The 17,794-nt window shown below is 58.2% G+C and carries 16 protein-coding genes; 4 read left to right on the top strand and 12 right to left on the bottom strand.

What is annotated here, in order from left to right; all coding sequences use genetic code 11:
- Nucleotides 1-119: 119 nt before the first annotated feature.
- The 4 genes from A6M21_RS03775 to A6M21_RS03760 form a co-directional block, all read right to left on the bottom strand.
- The gene (locus tag A6M21_RS03775) at nt 120-1,124 is read right to left on the bottom strand and encodes a deoxyguanosinetriphosphate triphosphohydrolase (RefSeq protein WP_066666549.1); all 1,005 of its coding nucleotides are present in this window, start codon (nt 1,122-1,124) and stop codon (nt 120-122) included.
- Between the two features lie 54 nt (nt 1,125-1,178).
- Complete coding sequence (locus A6M21_RS03770; RefSeq protein ID WP_066666548.1) at nt 1,179-1,790, bottom strand: flavodoxin family protein; 612 nt, start codon at nt 1,788-1,790, stop codon at nt 1,179-1,181.
- A 196-nt stretch (nt 1,791-1,986) separates the two neighbouring features.
- The gene (gene thpR / locus A6M21_RS03765; protein WP_066666547.1) at nt 1,987-2,559 is read right to left on the bottom strand and encodes an RNA 2',3'-cyclic phosphodiesterase; all 573 of its coding nucleotides are present in this window, start codon (nt 2,557-2,559) and stop codon (nt 1,987-1,989) included.
- Between the two features lie 65 nt (nt 2,560-2,624).
- The gene (locus tag A6M21_RS03760; RefSeq protein ID WP_066666656.1) at nt 2,625-3,635 is read right to left on the bottom strand and encodes an HD-GYP domain-containing protein; all 1,011 of its coding nucleotides are present in this window, start codon (nt 3,633-3,635) and stop codon (nt 2,625-2,627) included.
- Nucleotides 3,636-3,924: 289 nt separating this feature from the next.
- Between A6M21_RS03760 and A6M21_RS03755 the strand changes: the two genes are divergently transcribed.
- From A6M21_RS03755 to A6M21_RS03745, 3 genes are read left to right on the top strand one after another with little or no spacing between them, the layout of a single operon-like run.
- Nucleotides 3,925-4,923 (top strand): ABC transporter substrate-binding protein, encoded by a 999-nt coding sequence (locus A6M21_RS03755; RefSeq protein WP_066666546.1) that lies wholly within the window; start codon nt 3,925-3,927, stop codon nt 4,921-4,923.
- Nucleotides 4,924-4,939: 16 nt separating this feature from the next.
- Nucleotides 4,940-5,869 carry an ABC transporter permease gene (locus A6M21_RS03750; protein WP_066666545.1) on the top strand — a complete coding sequence of 310 codons (930 nt, stop codon included), beginning with the start codon at nt 4,940-4,942 and terminating at the stop codon, nt 5,867-5,869.
- Nucleotides 5,835-6,638: an ABC transporter ATP-binding protein gene (locus A6M21_RS03745; protein WP_066666544.1), complete on the top strand. Its 804-nt coding sequence runs from the start codon at nt 5,835-5,837 to the stop codon at nt 6,636-6,638. Before A6M21_RS03750 ends, A6M21_RS03745 begins: the two co-directional genes overlap by 35 nt.
- A gap of 353 nt (nt 6,639-6,991) precedes the next feature.
- On the opposite strand, the gene ppdK is transcribed toward A6M21_RS03745, so the two are convergent.
- The 8 genes from ppdK to recO form a co-directional block, all read right to left on the bottom strand.
- Nucleotides 6,992-9,637: a pyruvate, phosphate dikinase gene (gene ppdK, locus A6M21_RS03740; protein WP_066666543.1), complete on the bottom strand. Its 2,646-nt coding sequence runs from the start codon at nt 9,635-9,637 to the stop codon at nt 6,992-6,994.
- Complete coding sequence (locus A6M21_RS03735; protein ID WP_427854599.1) at nt 9,627-10,442, bottom strand: pyruvate, water dikinase regulatory protein; 816 nt, start codon at nt 10,440-10,442, stop codon at nt 9,627-9,629. Before A6M21_RS03735 ends, ppdK begins: the two co-directional genes overlap by 11 nt.
- 14 nt (nt 10,443-10,456) lie before the next feature.
- Nucleotides 10,457-11,092: a transcriptional regulator CcpN gene (ccpN, locus tag A6M21_RS03730; protein WP_066666655.1), complete on the bottom strand. Its 636-nt coding sequence runs from the start codon at nt 11,090-11,092 to the stop codon at nt 10,457-10,459.
- 132 nt (nt 11,093-11,224) lie between these two features.
- A complete protein-coding gene (glyS, locus tag A6M21_RS03725; protein ID WP_066666541.1) occupies nt 11,225-13,324 on the bottom strand; it encodes a glycine--tRNA ligase subunit beta in 2,100 nt (699 codons plus the stop codon).
- 10 nt (nt 13,325-13,334) lie between these two features.
- Complete coding sequence (glyQ, locus tag A6M21_RS03720) at nt 13,335-14,207, bottom strand: glycine--tRNA ligase subunit alpha (RefSeq protein ID WP_066666540.1); 873 nt, start codon at nt 14,205-14,207, stop codon at nt 13,335-13,337.
- 177 nt (nt 14,208-14,384) lie between these two features.
- Nucleotides 14,385-14,714, bottom strand: a complete 330-nt coding sequence (locus A6M21_RS03715; protein ID WP_151191786.1) for a tRNA-binding protein — start codon at nt 14,712-14,714, stop codon at nt 14,385-14,387.
- A 579-nt stretch (nt 14,715-15,293) separates the two neighbouring features.
- Nucleotides 15,294-15,866, bottom strand: a complete 573-nt coding sequence (locus A6M21_RS03710; RefSeq protein WP_242868761.1) for a DUF4342 domain-containing protein — start codon at nt 15,864-15,866, stop codon at nt 15,294-15,296.
- Between the two features lie 97 nt (nt 15,867-15,963).
- Entirely contained in the window at nt 15,964-16,710 is a 747-nt protein-coding gene (recO, locus tag A6M21_RS03705; protein WP_066666539.1) for a DNA repair protein RecO, read from the bottom strand.
- A gap of 312 nt (nt 16,711-17,022) precedes the next feature.
- Here recO and A6M21_RS03700 point away from each other — a divergent pair, with 312 nt between their 5' ends.
- Entirely contained in the window at nt 17,023-17,781 is a 759-nt protein-coding gene (locus A6M21_RS03700; RefSeq protein ID WP_242868752.1) for an N-acetylmuramoyl-L-alanine amidase, read from the top strand.
- Nucleotides 17,782-17,794 lie beyond the last annotated feature (13 nt).

Raw genomic sequence — 17,794 nt, 5'->3', positions numbered from 1 at the left:
ACGGGATGCAGAAGTAGACAAGCCGCTGTAATCACCTGTCTTTTTGATATTCGCTGTCACTATAGAATTATCCTTCTCCACTGTCGACAATTTTTGTGTCATCCTGATGACGCAAGCGCCTAATAAGGCATGGAAAATGCCCGGGGAATAAATAACCGTGCAAACTGGGCAATGGCGAAATGATCCGTCATGCCGGCCACATAATCACAGACCGCCCTCTCCACGCCGGTTTTTTCCGCCCTTTGCCGTTGTTCCGGCGGCATGGCGCCGGGGTGGCAGGTGAAATAATCAAAAAGGTATTGCACCACCTGACGGGCTTTGTTTTCTTCCTTTTTAGCGCTGGAACCGATGTATACGCGCTCAAACATATAAGTGCGCAAACAGCCGGTGGCTTCCAGAAAAGCCGGACTCATGCTGATCAAGGGTTTCCCCCAACTGTTGTTGATTATATCCAGCACCATGTTGTTGATCCGTTCACGATGCGTATGTCCCAGTACTGCCAGACATGCGTCCGGTAAGTCCGCCGGATCCAGAATGCCGCCCCGGATGGCATCGTCGATGTCATGATTGAGATAAGCCACCCGGTCGCAGATTTTCACCGTCTGTCCCTCCAGGGTCAACGGGATGTCCGGTCCGGTATGATTCAATATACCGTCCCGCACTTCCCGGGTCAGGTTCAATCCCCGCCCGCCCTCCAATTCGTCCACCACCCGCAGGCTCTGTTCATTATGCCGGAAGCCGGGAGCGTAGACCTCGTTCAAAGCTTCCTCGCCGGCGTGTCCGAAAGGCGTATGTCCCAAATCATGCCCCAGGGCGATGGCCTCGGTGAGATCCTCATTTAAGCGCAGCGCCTTGGCAACAGTACGGGAAATCTGGGCCACCTCCAGGGTGTGAGTTAACCGCGTACGGTAATGATCCCCTTCCGGGATGATGAAAACCTGAGTTTTGTCCTTTAAACGGCGAAAACTTTTGGAATGAATAATACGATCCCGGTCCCGCTGAAAAACCGTCCGCACCAGGCATGGTTCCTCCGGAGTCAGACGTCCCCGGCTGTCCGCGCTGCAGCAGGCAAACGGTGATAACAGCTTCTTTTCCAGCTCTTCCGTTAGCAGGCGGATATGCATGCGCTCCCCCCCAACAAAAACCCCCGGCGAAAGCATAGCCGGGGGTGAACCGTGCTAGGTCCGCCGCAGGCGGGCACGCAGCCCCGCGGTGGCCCCGGCCACCTCCGCCACCCGTCTGGCCAGCACCTGCGCCCGTTTGATTCCTTCGCTGTCGCTGCCGGCCGGATCCTGGGCGCACACCCCCTGGTGACCGGCGTCATCTTCACCAAAACCATCTCCGACAACGGTCATCCCCTGGCAAAGCATCATGTCATGAATGGCCCGCAGGGTGGTTTCCTGTCCGCCGAACCGCGCCCCGCCCACCGCCAGGGCACCGCCGACAACGTTAACCAGTGCCTTGTCCCGGCGCAGCAGCCGGGTGCGGTCCCAAAAAGACTTCAACTGGGCGGACACTGTACTGAAGTAAACCGGACTGCCGATAAGCAAGCCGTCCGCCCGGCGCATCAGGGCAAGCATGCCGGCCAACGGTGTACCGGCATAGCATTTTCCGGTGCAAGGATTGGAACAAACCACGCAATAAGGCGTTTTCAGGGCGGTCAGGGCCTCTGAAACCTGCAGCAGGACAAATTCAGCCCCGGCGGTGGTGAATACCTCCTGCGTGGACAGCAAAAGCTTGGCCGTACTGCCGCTGGCGCGGGGACTGCCGTTAATAGCCAGTATTAACATAAAAGATTATCCTTCCTCGTTATTTTAAAATATGCCGGCCGGTAAGACGGGTTCTCCTTCCGGCGATGACCGGGCCGGCTAAAACCGTCAAATATTTCAATAGTTGCTGACTAATAATATACGGCAATGATCATAATTTTCCTTCCCCGTTCGCCGGAATTCATACTTTTTTAAAAATATGCGTTGAGACGGATATTTAGACCCCGCCGGGCAAACGGACGCTTGAAAGCAGGGTATAAACCGGCCCGCGGCGGGAAAGCTCGCTTTGCATGAGGTCCACCGAACTTACGGTAATGTCGCCGAGATGCGTTGCGGCCAGTGCCGCAATCAGTTGCATCAACTCCGCCACTCCCCGGGAGGAGCGGATGCGGGCCAGGGTGAGATGCGGAGAAAAACGTTTTTCCGGAATATAACCCAGGGGACGCATGGCCTCCCCCACCTGGCAGTGCAGGGACGCCAGCGAATCCCCGCCCTGGCGCACGCCGGCCCAGACCACCCGCGGACCGTCCCGGCCGGAAAAAACCCCCAGGCCGGACAGGTGCAGGCCGAACGGGCCGACGGCCACCATGTCCTGCACCGCCCGGACAATTGCCTGCACCCGCCCCGCCGGCGTTTCACCCAAAAACTGGATGGTTAAATGCAGGTTTTCCGCCTCCACCCATTTGACGTCGGCTCCGGCCTCCTTGAGCGCGGCCTGTACCTGCGCCAGCGCGGCACGCGCCACCGGCGGCAAATTTACCGCCCAAAAAAGACGCCATACCGGTGACAAACAATCACCCCGTTAACTTAAAATGGATTTGGATGCAACCAGCCACAGCCCGCACCTTCAAAATATCAATTCTCATAATTGTCGAGCATACTCAAAAAAGCATCGACTACACGCGGATCAAACTGACAACCGGCTCCCCGCCGCAATTCATCCAAAGCTGTTTTCAAGGGGAGCGCCTTGCGGTAGCTGCGGTCCGATGTCATGGCGTCGAAAGCGTCGGCCACAGCCAAAATACGGCTTAACAGGGGGATTTCCTCCCCCTGCAGGCCGCGCGGGTAACCTTTGCCGTCATATCGTTCATGATGGGCCATAATAACCGGCACTACATCCTCCAGCCAGCTGATATGGGACAGGATGGTAGCCCCCATATCCGGATGATGGGTTATTTGCGCAAATTCATCGGGGGAAAGCGGACCCGGTTTATTTAATATGTCCTCCGGCACGCCGATTTTACCCACATCATGAACAATACCGCACAGGTATGCCCGGTCCACCTCCGAATCGTCCAGGCCCAGCTGGTCCGCAATCAGCCGGGCGTACTCGGCCACTTTTTCCGAATGGCCCATGGTATATAGATCACGCGCCCCGATGGCTTCGGCAAATGCGTAAATGGTTTCAAAATGTTCCGATGCGCTGGCCAGCCGGCTGATCACAGCCTGTTTCAACAAGCGCCTGTCCCGTGATACGTCATGGTAGGCGGCGCAAGCGCCCAGCATCTTCCCGTCCGGACCGGCCAGCACAAATGTATCCACCAGATATGTTTTCGGCAGGCGGTTGAAAATAGTTTTCACTTCCACGGTACGCAGGGAAAACTCCCGGCCGGTTTCGACGGTTTCGAGCAGTGCGCTCCTGTACCTGCCCCGGAAATCGAACTTTTCCCCGCCGTAAAGAGCATCCGCCAAAAAACGGCCGAGCACCTTCTCCCGCCGGACACCCAGATCCGCTTCCGCCGCCCGGTTGACATAGATCAGCCGCCCGTCCGGCCCGACCACAAACAAGGGACCGGGCAGCACATCCAGCACCTGAACAGCCAGTTGCGCGGATAACAGCGCTCCGGCCGCCACCACGTCCCCCACGAAATCAAGCCCCCTTTCCGGCAAGCGGTTATAGTTATATTTTCGTGCCCGGCATGCCTTTTCCTTTATAGTCAGCGGAAGTTTTTATCGAATCCGTTCGGAGTTAAGTTATTGACAGGCAATCAGGCTTAGATTAGGATAATATTAAATATGGCCGGTTGGACGCCAAAAATTAAAGATGCTGGGCAGGACGGCAGGAAGGAAGAACGCAAAAGCACATCATGCTCCCCGCCGGGAGTGTTTTTTCTTCTCCACGCCAGCCGGCCGTCAAAAGACAAGGAGGAGGTAAATGTTGAAGAAGTGGGCTGTCTGGTTGCTGGCATTGCTGATACCGGCCTTTTTGGCCGGATGCGGCAGTACCGGCGGGAGTGGGAACACAGCTGCGGAAAATACGAAAACTGTAAAGCTGGGTATAATTCAAATTGTGGAACACCCGGCGTTGGACGCCGCCCGTAAAGGTTTTCTGGATGAACTGGCCAAAAACGGCTATCAGGACGGTAAAAACCTGCAGGTGGATTTCCAAAACGCGCAGGGTGATCAATCCAATCTGCAAACCATCGCCCGTAAATTCGTCCAGGACAAAAAGGATCTTATCCTGGCCATCGCCACCCCTTCCGCCATCGCCATGGCCAATGAAACAAAAGATATTCCCATTTTGATTACCGCGGTAACCGATCCGGTGCAGGCCAAACTGGTCAAAAGCATGGCCAAACCGGACACCAATGTCACCGGTACCACCGATATGAACCCGGTTAAAGAACAGCTGCAGCTGATCAAGGATCTGGTCCCGGCAGCCAAAAGAGTGGGCGTGATCTATAATTCCAGCGAGGTAAACTCCCAGGTACAGGTAAAAGTGGTCAAAAAGGATGCCCCGTCACTGGGGTTGACAGTGGTGGAAGCACCAATCACGGCCAGCAGCGAGGTTATGCAGGGAGCACAGTCCCTGGTGGGACGGGTGGACGCCATTTATGTTCCCACGGACAACACTGTGGTTTCGGCGATATCCGGAGTGATTGGTGTAGCCGAGAAAAACAAGCTGCCGGTGATCGCCGGGGAAAGCAACACAGTGGAACAGGGCGCCCTGGGCACCATCGGTATCGACTACTACAAACTGGGCGCACAAACCGCCGACATGGCCATCCGGGTGTTAAAAGGGGAAAAACCGCATAATATGCCCATTGAAAGCCAAAAGGAGCTGCGTCTGGTATTGAACGCCAGGGAGGCGGCCAAAATCGGCCTGACAATTCCGGCATCCTTGCAAAAGAAAGCAGCGCAAATAATCAAGTAAGCAGGTGGAGTTATAAATGTCGCTCAGCATCTGGTTGGGGGCCCTGGAACAGGGATTGCTCTGGGGAGCGATGGTGCTCGGAGTTTATATCACTTTCCGTGTCCTCAATTATGCCGACTTGACCATTGACGGCAGCTTTACCCTCGGAGCCGCCGTGGCCACGCGTTTGATCTTTGCCGGTGGCAACCCCTGGCTGGCCACCTTTCTAGCCGTGTGCGCCGGCGCCGTGGCCGGATTGATCACCGGCCTGCTGCACACCAAATTAAAAATAGCCCCGCTGCTTTCGGGCATACTGGTGATGATTGCCCTTTATTCAATCAATCTGCGCATCATGGGTCAGGCCAACCTCTCCCTTTTACGTTCGGATACCATCTTTACCTGGATGCGGCACATTCATGCGGGTAACGCCGGGCCGTCATTGCTCGGACTGGCGGCGGTGCTGCTGGTTTCCGCCGGCCTGTACCTGTTTTTGCAGACCGAACTGGGCATGGCCCTGCGTGCCACCGGTGATAACGAACAGATGATCCGCAGTCTGGGAGTGAATACCGACGGCACCAAACTAATCGGCCTGGCCATGGGCAACGCGCTGGTAGCCTTTTCCGGCGGCATGGTGGCCCAGTACCAGGGATTTGCCGACATCGGCATGGGTATCGGCATGATTATCGCCGGTCTGGCTTCAGTAATCATCGGAGAGGCGCTGGTCGGTACGCTCACCTTGATCCGCTGCCTGTTGGCGGCGGTGACCGGCTCGATCATCTACCGGGCGGTGATCGCACTGGTACTGCAACTGGGCATGCCGTCCACCGATCTGAAACTGCTCACTGCTTTAATTGTCATTATCGCCCTGGCCCTGCCCTTGTTCCGGGAGCGTCTGGGTCTCAAAGCCAGGCGGCGGGAAAGGGGTGAACAGATTGCTCAGGCTGAACGGGGTAACCAAAGTTTTTAACCCCGGCGGGGTTAACGAGCGCATAGCCCTGCGCGATATTTCGCTGCACCTGGCGCCGGGGGATGTGGTGGCGGTAATCGGCAGCAACGGCGCCGGCAAGTCCACTTTGTTGAATGTGGTGGCCGGAGTATATGAAATTGACACCGGTATCATTTCCCTGGACGGCAGTCCCGTACAGGCGCTGCCTGAACACGCCCGGGCCGCACAGATCGGCCGGGTCTTCCAGGATCCCCTGCTGGGCACCGCCGCTTCCATGACCATCGAGGAAAACCTGGCTATGGCCCTGCGCCGGGGCAGGCGCCGGGGGTTGCGCCGGGGCGTCTCCGCCGGTGAACGGGAGCTGTTCCGCGAACAATTGTCCCTGCTCGGGCTGGGGCTGGAAGGACGCCTGAGCGCCCGGGTGGGACTGCTTTCCGGCGGCCAGCGCCAGGCGCTGACCGTACTGATGGCTACTATTGCCGCACCCAAATTGCTTCTACTGGATGAACACACCGCCGCCCTGGACCCGCGCACCGCCCGCACCGTACTGGAGCTGACGGAAAAGATCATTGCCCGGCACGGCCTGACCACACTGATGGTCACCCATAATCTGGAGCAGGCGCTCACAGTGGGCAACCGGACCATCATGATGCATGAGGGACGCATAGTGCTGAACCTGACAGAACCGGAACGCTCAAATATGCACGTATCCGATCTGCTACTGAAATTCGAGCAGATCAGTGGCAATACCCTGGACAACGACCGCATGCTTTTGACCGCCCGCGGCTGAGGCCCGCCGGCATGCCGCGACAGCGCACAGCGCCCGGCGGATTGTAATTAACGGCCATGATTTTTTGAACACAACCCACAAATGAAAAAGGTGATGGTCGCATCTCGTCGCTCCAATGCTCCTCTGGCACGACCATCACCTTGGGAAAATGTCTTTTCACATTAAAGCCTCCAGTTGCCGGCAACCGGCAACTGGAGGCTTTACTTTTTAAATTCCTTTATTCACCGAAACTTTCCGGTGCAACGGAGGCAAGCATAATTCATCTCATTACCGGTTAGAAGGGCATTCCCAATCCGCCCCCGCAGGTGCCGGGCTTGATTGCGGCCGTCTTCATTCCGGGTTATCAACCGCTGTCAACGGTTTTTTACTTTCGCCTGCGCCGCCGCCAGCCGGGCGATGGGTACCCGGTAGGGAGAGCAGCTGACATAGTTCAGACCAATCTGGTGGCAGAACTCGATCGAATCGGGCTCGCCGCCGTGCTCGCCGCAGATGCCGATGAACAGATCCGGTTTGGCCCGCCGGCCCAAATCCACCGCCATGTGCATCAACTTGCCCACCCCCCGGCGGTCCAGCACCACAAAGGGATCGTCGGGCAGGATCTTTTTCTCCACATATTCGTGCAGAAACTTACCCTCCGCATCATCCCGGGAAAAGCCGAAGGTCGTTTGCGTCAGGTCGTTGGTGCCGAAGGAGAAGAATTCCGCTTCCTGAGCAATTTCATCAGCCAGCAGGGCAGCCCGGGGAATTTCAATCATCGTCCCCACACTGTAGGCGAATTTGACGCCGCTTTCCTTAATCACCTTTTCGGCCTCTTCCTCCACCACCCGGCGTAAAATGGCCAGTTCCTTCACTTCGCCCACCAGTGGAATTTCCACTTCCGGAATCACCTGACAGCCTTCTTTCACCAGCTGCACGGTGGCCTGGAAAATGGCCCGCGCCTGCATGGCGTATACCTCGGGGAAAGTAATGCCCAGACGGCAGCCGCGGTGTCCCAGCATGGGGTTGAACTCGGACAGGGCGCGCACCTTTTTCAACAGCGACTCTTTAGCCTTCAATTCCGCCGGGTCGCCACCGGTCAAGCGCAAACGGGTGATCTCCACCAGCAGTTCTTCGGCGTTGGGCAAAAACTCGTGCAGCGGCGGGTCCAGCAGGCGGATGGTCACCGGCAGCCCTTCCATCGCTTTCAGTATGCCGTAAAAGTCACCCTGCTGCATGGGCAACAGCTTATCCAGGGCGGCCCGCCGTTCTTCCAGACTGCCGGCCAAAATCATCTCCTGCACGATGGGCAGCCGGTCCTGGGCCATGAACATATGCTCGGTACGGGTCAGGCCGATGCCTTCGGCGCCGAAGGAGCGTGCCTTGGCCGCGTCTTCCGGTGTATCGGCATTGGCCCGTACACTCATGGTACGAATCCCGTCCGCCCATCGCAACAATTCCTGGAATTCATCGGACAGCTCGGGATCAATCATCGGTACCCGGCCGAGCATGACCTGGCCGGTGGCGCCGTCAATGGAGATGAGGTCACCTTTTTTCACCACCAGTGAACCGGCGTGGAATTCCTGGGCGTCATAGTCGATGCGCACCGCCTCGCAGCCGGAAACGCAGGGTTTGCCCATGCCCCGGGCGACCACGGCGGCATGGCTGGTCATGCCGCCGCGCGAAGTGAGCACGCCCTGGGCGGCCACAATGCCGTGAATGTCGTCGGGGGTGGTTTCCGTGCGCACCAGGATCAGCTTTTCCCCCTGGGCGCCCAGTTTTTCCGCCTCATCGGCGTCAAACACCACCTGGCCGCTGGCCGCGCCGGGGGAGGCGGGCAGTCCTTTGGCGATTACTTCCAGCCGGGCGTTGGGATCGATGCGCCGGTGCAGCAGTTGATCCAACTGCGCCGCCTCCACCCGCAGCACCGCTTCCTCTTTGGTGATCAGTCCTTCTTCCACCATGTCCACGGCAATCTTCACCGCCGCCTGGGCCGTGCGCTTGCCGGTGCGTGTCTGCAGCATGTACAGTTTGCCCCGCTCAATGGTGAACTCGATGTCCTGCATATTGCGGTAGTGTTTTTCCAGCCGTTCGCAGGTGGCGGCAAATTGCTCATAGACGGCGCTCATTTCTTCCTTCAGCTTATCAATGCTCTGGGGGGTGCGGATGCCGGCCACCACGTCCTCGCCCTGGGCATTGATCAGATACTCGCCGTAAAGCTTGTTTTCCCCCGTGGACGGGTTACGGGTGAAAGCCACGCCGGTACCGCAGTCGTCGCCCAGGTTGCCGAAAACCATTACCTGCACGTTCACCGCCGTGCCCAAATCATCCGGGATTTTATTGATTTTCCGGTAAACAATCGCCCGGTCGTTGTTCCAGGAATTGAATACGGCATAAATGGCTGCAAACATTTGTTCAACCGGTTCCTGGGGAAAGGGCCGGCCGGTTTCCCGTTCAATCAATTGTTTATATTCTTGAACAACCAGCTGTAAATCTTCCGCCGTCAACTCGTGATCATACTTTACGCCCCTGGCTTCCTTGCGGTTTTCCAGGATATGCTCAAACCGGGCGTGCTCAATGCCGAGCACCACATCACCGAACATGTTCAGGAAACGGCGGTAACAATCCAGCGCGAACCGCCGGTTGTCCGCCGCCTTGGCCAACCCTTCCACCGTCCGGTCGTTCAACCCCAGGTTGAGCACCGTATCCATCATGCCGGGCATGGAAATAGGGGCGCCGGAACGGACGCTGACCAGCAGCGGGTTGGCCGGATCGCCAAATTTTTTGCCTGCTTTTTCCTCCAGCACGGCTATTTTTTCCCGCACCTGCGCTTCCATACCCGGCGGAAACTGCCGGTCATGGACGTAAAATTCATTGCAGGCTTCCGTGGTAATAATCAGGCCGGGCGGTACGGGCAGGCCGATATTGGTCATCTCGGCCAGGTTGGCCCCCTTGCCGCCGAGCAGGTTCTTCATCCCCGCGCCGCCTTCTTCGAACAAATAGACGTATTTCTTATCTGACATGTCTTTCCCCCCTGTAGTATATTTCCAGCACCCGGCTGGCCGTTTCCTCCACCGCTTTATTGGTCACGTCAATTACCGAACAGCCCGCCTTGCGCATGATCCCCTCGGCATACTCCAGCTCTTTTAAAATGCGGCCCATGCTGGCATAGTCGGCATTGGACGTCAAACCGAGGGATTTCAAGCGTTCCCGGCGGATTTCATTCAACTGCTGCGGCCGGATGGTCAGGCCGATCACCCGGTGGGACTGCAATTTGAAGATTTCATCCGGCGGCGCCACCTCCGGCACCAGAGGCACATTGGCGGCCCGGATCCCTTTATGGGCCAGGTACATGCAAAGAGGGGTCTTGGAGGTGCGGCTCACTCCAAGCACCACCAGGTCGGCCCTGACGATACCCCGCGGGTCTTTGCCGTCATCGTATTTGACGGCAAATTCCACCGCCTCCACCTTGCGGAAATATTCCTCGTCGGTGCGGCGCACCAGGCCGGGTTCCATTTTCGGCTTCTGCCCCTCCACCCAGGTCAGCGCCTCCAGCATGGGGGTCAAAACGTCCACCGTGGGCACATTATATTTGCCGGCCTCCTGCTCCAGTGCCTCTTTCAATTCCGGCACCACCAGGGTGTAAGCGATGATACAGGGCAGGGCGCTGGCCTCCTGCACAATTTCTCTTATCTCCAGCGCATCATGCACATAAGGCACCCGGTGGATGTCCACCCCGCCGGAATTGAACTGACTGGCCGCCGCCCGGGCGACCGACTCGGCGGTTTCCCCGATGGAATCCGAGACGATGTATATAATTGGCCGTATTTTTGTGGTAATGGTTACCCTCCCCCTTCTCCCAGCTCCACAAACAGGCGCGCGATATTTGTTTTGCTCAGGCGCCCGACCACTTCCAGGCTGCCGGCATCGTCCCTGACCGGCCGGACCACCGGCAGGGCGTCCACCTCGTGGGTGATCAGCCTTTTGGCCGCCAGCCAGACCGAATCATCCGGCTCCACGGTAATCACATTGGGCATACGGGTCATCACCACGCCCACCGGCAGTTTGTGGATGTCCTGACCGCCCAGGGTGGTTTTGAGCAAATCCTTGCGCGATATAACCCCTTCCAGCAAACCACCCTCCCTGACCACAATCAATGTGCCCACGTCTTCAATGAACATGGTCACCACCGCATCATACACGGAACATTGTTCGGGCACCACCACGGGGACGGACTTGATTTCCCCCACTTTGATGTTGTGGAGCTTTTCCGCCAGTACGCTGCCGGGGGTTTTACCGCTGAAATAGTAACCCACCCGCGGGCGGGCTTCCAGCAGGCCGGACATGGTCAAAATGGCCATGTCCGGGCGCAAAGTGGCCCTGGTCAGGGAAAGCCGCTCCGCGATCTGTTCCCCGGTGATCGGACCTTCCTTTTTCACTATTTCCATAATAGCTTCCTGCCGCTTGGAAAGCTCCAAATTCATCGCCCCTTAAAAGAGCAATTATGTTATACTATTCATCCTCGTATCTTTAATAATATATATTATATTTTTCTTTTAAATTCCCTGCTGTAAATTAATATAATATTGTATACATAAATCTGTTCTCAATCAGGCTGCGCCTTCCGTCCCGGCCGTCAGACGGCTCAAATCAGCCACCGGCCGGGCCAAGCCGGCCACCGACTGTAAAAGCCCCAGCCGGTTGCGGCGCACCTGCTCATCATCCACCATCACCATGACCGCATCGAAAAAGGCGCCCACCGGCTCAAGCAGGTCCGCCAGGGCGGCCAGGGCGGACCGGTAGTCCCGTCCGGCCAGGTGTTGCCGCACTGCTTCCCGTGTTTTGGTTAAACGGTCATAAAGCGCCTCTTCGGCGGGGTGGACCAGGAAGGCCGGATCTACAGCAGAGCGGGGATGTTTTTTGGACAGGTTGTTGGCCCGGTTGAATGCGGTTAGTACCGCCTCAAACTGCGGTGTGCTCCGGAAGCCTTCCAGCGCCCGCGCCCGCTGCCAGGCACCGGCCGGATCGTCAAAACCGGATGCCAGTACCGCATCCACCGTATCATAGGCCGGGCCGCGTTCGGTAAAGATGCCCCGCAGGCGCTGACCGATAAATTCCTTCAGTTCTTCCCCCGTCTTTGCTTGATCCAGCTGCAGTTTCACCCGGCCGCGGTAATTCCCGTAAGCACGGGCAATCATTTCGCCGAGCGAAAGCGTCAACTCCCCGTCCAGAATGATATGACAGATGCCCAGCGCCTGCCGGCGCAGGGCGTAGGGATCCTGGGAACCGGTGGGCTGGATGCCGATGGCGAAACAGCCGGTGAGCGTGTCCATTTTATCGGCCAGACTCAAAATGCGTCCGGGCAGGGTGGCGGGGAGTTCATCCCCGGCAAAGCGGGGCAGGTAATGTTCGTAGATGGCCTGCGCCACGGCCGGATCCTCGCCGTTTTCCAATGCGTAGGCGCGTCCCATCACTCCCTGCAGTTCGGTAAATTCGTAAACCATATTGGTCACCAGATCGGCCTTGGCCAGGCGGGCGGCCCGCCGGACCCGGGCGGTCTGGCTCTCGTCCGCATGCAGGACACCGGCCAGATATACGGCCAGGTCGGTCAGCCGCTCCATTTTTTCATAAACGGTACCCAGGCTTTCCTGCCAAACAACTTTCTTCAGGGCATCCACCCGCTCCGCCAGGGGGGTCTGCAGATCCTCCCGCCAGAAGAAGGCGGCGTCGGCCAGCCGGGCGCGCAGTACTTTTTCGTTGCCAGCGCGCACCACATCCAAATGCTCCGCCGTACCGTTGCGTACGGCGATAAAACGCGGCAACAGGCCGCCCTTTTCGTCCCGGACGGGGAAATAACGCTGATGTTCGCGCATCGGGGTGATCAGTACTTCCGCCGGCAGTTTCAAGTAATCCGGATCGAAACTGCCGCAAAGCGCGGTGGGATATTCCACCAGGTTGGCCACTTCCGCCAGCAGTTCTTCATCCGGCTCCACCCGTCCCCCTTCCCGGGCGGCCAGTTCCGCCACCTGCCGCCGGATCAACTGACGGCGCTCCGCCGGATCCACCAGCACATGGGCATCTTTCATCACCTGCCGGTATTCCCGGGCGTTGTCCAGTTCCACCGGACCGGGGCATAAAAAGCGGTGCCCGCGGGTTTGCCGGCCGGCAGTCAGGCCGGCAAAGGAGAATTCGATGATCTGTTCACCATAAAGAGCCGCCAGCCAACGTACGGGGCGGGCGAAGCGCACCTCCAGATCCCCCCAGCGCATCGGTCTGGGAAAATGCAGGCCGCTAATCAGCGCCGGGCAGAGCCGGGCCAGCGCTTCCGGCGCCGGCCGTCCCTCCCGGCGTTTAACCGCAAAAACATATTCCACCGGGCCGACGTTTTTTCGCACCAACCCCTCTACCGGCACCCCCTGACTGCGCGCAAAACCGAGAACCGCCCGGGTGGGTTCACCATCCGGGCTGAAGGCCACCTTTACCGCCGGTCCCTTCACTTCCTCGACCAGCGCTTCCTGTACGGCGGCCAGGTCATGTACATAAAGCGCCAGCCGGCGCGGGGTGCCGTAAGTGTCAATCCCGCCGTGAGCCAGGCGTTCTTCGGCCAGCAGTCGGCCGGCCAGTTCCTGCAACTGGGCCAGTGCCGGGTCCAGAAAGCGGGCCGGTATTTCCTCCGTGCCAATTTCCAGTAAAAAATCTGCCGTATTCATTTTGTTCCCCCTAACTCTTCTTCAACAGCGGATAGCCCATTTTTTCCCGCTGCGTGGCATAGGCCAGAGCGCAGGTGCGGGCCAGGTTGCGCACACGGTGGATAAAGCCGGTGCGCTCGGTGACACTGATCGCCCCCCGGGCGTCCAGAAGGTTGAAGGTGTGTGAACACTTGAGCACATAATCGTATGCCGGCAGCACCAGGCCTTTTTCCGCTATGCGCAGCGCTTCGCGCTCGAACATGTCAAACAGCTTGAACAGCATGTCCGTATCGGCGTCTTCAAAATTATAATGGGAATGCTCCACCTCGCCCTGATGATGCACGTCACCGTATGTATAGCCGTCCACCCAGACGATGTCGAAAACATTGTCCTTTTCCTGAATAAACATGGCCAGACGCTCCAGGCCGTAAGTGATCTCCGCCGATACCGGCCGGCAGTCCAGGCCGCCGCACTGCTGGAAGTAGGTAAACTGGGTCACTTCCATGCCGTCTAGCCAGACTTCCCATCCAAGCCCCCAGGCGCCCAGGGTGGGGGACTCCCAGTTGTCTTCCACGAAACGGATATCATGACGGACCGGATCAATGCCGATCGCCCGCAAACTGTCCAGGTAAAGCTCCTGCACGTCATCGGGCGACGGTTTCAGAATAACCTGGTACTGATAATAGTGCTGCAGCCGGTTGGGGTTTTCCCCGTAGCGGCCGTCGGTGGGCCGGCGTGAAGGCTCCACGTAAGCCACCCGCCAGGGTTCGGGGCCGATGGAGCGCAGGAAGGTGGCCGGATTCATCGTGCCGGCCCCTTTTTCCACGTCGTAGGGCTGCTGAATGATGCAGTTCTGATCGGCCCAAAAGCGGTTCAGGGCCAGGATCAGATCCTGAAAGTTCATGTAAAAAACCTCCCGCCAAATTATTAAACACGGTAAAGACCCGGCCGGAAAAGCCCGCCCGGCAAAAGATGCGCGCCATGGCAGGCCCCGGAACGGCCGGCCGGGTAAAAGACGAAATGCCCGGAGTGGCTTGTCAACCCGTTTTCGGACCGGGCGTTCCCGGGGCACATTTCAGGTTTAAAACACACGCGCTCCCGGGGGTGCTTCCCGTTCCGGACGCAACAGTACCACGCGCCCTTCCCCGTCGGGCACTCCCAGGACCAGCACCTCGGAAGAAAAACCGGCCACCCGCCGGGGCGGAAAATTGACCACGGCCACCACCAGGCGGCCCGCCAGTTCCTCCGGCCGGTACAAGGCGGTAATCTGGGCGCTGGATTTTTTTATTCCCAGGGCGCCGAAATCAATGGTCATCTTATATGCCGGCTTGCGGGCTTCCGGAAATGCCTCCGCCGACAGCACCCGGCCCACCCGCATGTCAATCAGTTCAAACTCCTCAATGGTTGCCAAAAAATCGCCTCCTGCCATCATAAAATCCCGGGCCGGTTCGCCTTTTGACAGAATCCCCGCCGTCAGCCCTTTCCCCCGGACGCCCGGGACGCTCCGGGAAGCGGCACCATACCGGCCGGTCGGTCCGGGTAAAAGTTAACCTCCCGTCCCCGGCGTTTGCGCCAGGGACGGGAGGCATTTCCCGCGGTTCCACCCTGTTTGGCCGCCGATAAGACGGCCCTCCTTATTACGGGCAGGTTTTACTAACCACCCAAGGCGGCTTTCCTCCTGCGGCTCGGGAACCCCCTTCACACGGCCTCGTTATACCGGCTTTCACCACCCCGGCTCGCTGCAAAAACTGCTCCGGGCTACTCTTTCCCTCATTGCCTCTGATATATTGATGGACAATAATAATTTATCAAATTTGCGCCACCATGTCAATTATCTTCAATAAACATAATAATTAATAATTAGTGGTCCGGTAACGTTTACACCGCCGGCCGCGCCCGGCCCGGGCCGCTCCGGACGGCACCCCGGGAATGTGCTCATGCCCACCGCTTATCCGCCGGGGAAACCCGGTCAAAACGCCGAGGCTTCCCCCTACGTAGGGCCCGCCGGTTCACCGGGTCCGGTTTCGCCGGGCGCTCCCTTTTTCCCTTCCTCCACCGGCCGTTCGATCTCCAGACTGTAGTTTTTAGCCATGGCGGCCACCGCCCCCAACGCCCCCAAAACAGCCAACTGGCTGCTGGCCAGCGTGCCCAGCACACCCAGCGCTCCTACGGAAGCCGGCAATTCCAGCACCGTCCGTTCGCCTTGTTTAATTTTGAGCCGGGTTTCGTTGCTGCGGGCAAACATTTCCCGGATCTGATCCACCACTTCCTGCCCGCGATTCTGCAGTTTTTCCCCCAAACCCATATTTCTTTCTTCCAGCCTGATCAGCGCCTGCACCACATCGCCACCGGCGGCATCCAGGGCTTCCTTGGCCTCCCGGTAGCCTACGCCAAGCCGCGCCCGGATCAAATCAATCTTTTCCAGTTCGCTGTCCATCTGCATCCCCCTGCCGACCATGATTTTAAACCAAACCGTATAAGCCAAAGAAAACTGCTTCATTTTATCGCTCAATGATCTTTGCTGTTCATATTTAACCCGCCGGCCGCCTGTTTTATACATCATTTTCAACGGCCATCAGCCACTCCGGTCAACCGGCTTACGACGGCATGCGCGCGTCCGTCCCCGCCTGCCGGAAAAGCACCGTGGACGGCCGGCGGCACTAGTAATCCTCTCCAATCAAGCGCAGGAACTGTAATGATTTCATACGCCGTTCCAGGTGATACTCCATGTGCCGGCGCAGAATCTGGCGCATCTCCCGCCTGATGGCGTCATCCGGCCGCAACCGGTTCAAGCGGCGCAGATCCCAGCGCAGCAGAAGGCGCAAAGTTGCCACCGTGCCGCGGCGGCAGCGCAGTCCGCCATGCTGCAGGGCCGCACAGCGTGGACAGAGCATCCCGCCCGCCCCGGCATGGTAAACCGGTTCCCCGCCCAGCGCGCCGCCGCAGGAAACGCAGGATTCCAGACAGGGACGGTATCCAAGCAGGGTGAGCAGCTTTATTTCAAAGGCACGGGTCAACAGGGCCGTCTGTATATGCCCAAGCAGGCCGAACGACTGCTGCAACAGCTCAAAAACAGCCGGCGCGGCCTCCCCTTCGGCTGTAAATGCGTCCACCAGTTCGGCCAGGTAGGAGGCGTAGCCGAGCAGATCCAGCCTCTCGCGAAGGGCGGGAAACATCTCCTGCAAATCGGCCTGACTGACCGTGTCCAGATCACGGCCCCGGCAAAGCAAAAAATTGGCACAGGAAAACGGCTGAACCGCCCCCCGCTTCCGGCTGCCCGGTTTGCAGGCACCATAAGCGAGCACACGTATTTTGCCCCTTTCCCGGGAAAAAAGGGTCAGGATCAAATCTGCTTCCCGGATATTGACTGCTTTGAGCACTAGGGCACTGACCTTGTACAGTCTCATTACTATAATCTCCTGTTTCATCCCGGGCTTGCAGCAACACCGCCCGGCAGCAGGCTTGCGCCTGTCTGACCGGCTGTAAGCCGAACCGGTTGATCCGGAAACAAGCCAAGCAGTGTGGCAGCCCGTGTAAACAAATGGAAAAAGAATCGTACTACTGAATATTTCGCCGGTCTGCAGGCATCTCCTGCCCCGCTGGCGCCCGGTATCCGGCGGCCAATTTTTAACATTTAAATGAAACTCTGCACCCTTGCGGCCATATATTTTAGTGTACCGGAACAACCCACGCCACGGGTGCCGGCAGAGAATGCGGGGGTGATCTTTATCAGAGTCATTATATTACGTTTGCGCCGGCTAAGAGTCCTGATTCCAGTTTTTATCACCCTGCTCCTGCTGGTGGCGGCACTGGACCGGGTGGCCGACGCCCGTCATGATAATGCGGTAAATACCCTGTCCCGGGCGCTGGCCGGACGCCTGGTGGTGGTCGATCCCGGCCATGGCGGGGTTGATCCGGGGGCCGTAGGCAAAGACAATGTACTGGAAAAGGACATCGTGCTGCAGGTGGCCCGGCGTTTGACCGTATACCTGCGCCAGGGCGGCGCCCGGGTGGTCATGACCAGGGAAGGTGATTCGGACCTGGCCGATCCGGAAATTACCGGTCTTTATAAACGGAAAAAACAGGATCTGGCCCGGCGTGTAGCTCTGGCCAACAGCCTTTCGGCCGACGCCATGATCAGTATCCATGTGAACAGCTTCAACAACCCCGGTGAACGCGGCATCCAGATCTTCACCAGATCCGGGGATCCGGCCAGCCTTCTGCTGGCCCGCTCAATACAATCCGAGATGAACCGGCTGATAAAAACAAGCGGCCGGGCACCCCTCTATGGCAACTACTACATCATCAGCAAGACAAAAGTACCCGCTGTAATTGTGGAAACCGGTTTTATTTCCAACCCGGCGGAATATACCCTATTGCAGAACCCGGATTACCAAAGCAAACTGGCCTGGTGCCTGTATGCCGGCATTGTAAACTATTTTGCCGGAAAATCCACGCCGGACAAGCCGGAAAATTAATAGGGGGTGAAAA

This window comes from Desulfotomaculum copahuensis (assembly GCF_001655685.1).
Lineage (GTDB): Bacteria > Bacillota > Desulfotomaculia > Desulfotomaculales > Desulfovirgulaceae > Desulfotomaculum_G > Desulfotomaculum_G copahuensis.
The sequence above is the reverse complement of the archived record's forward strand: the minus strand, read 5'-3'. Positions and strand labels throughout refer to the sequence as shown.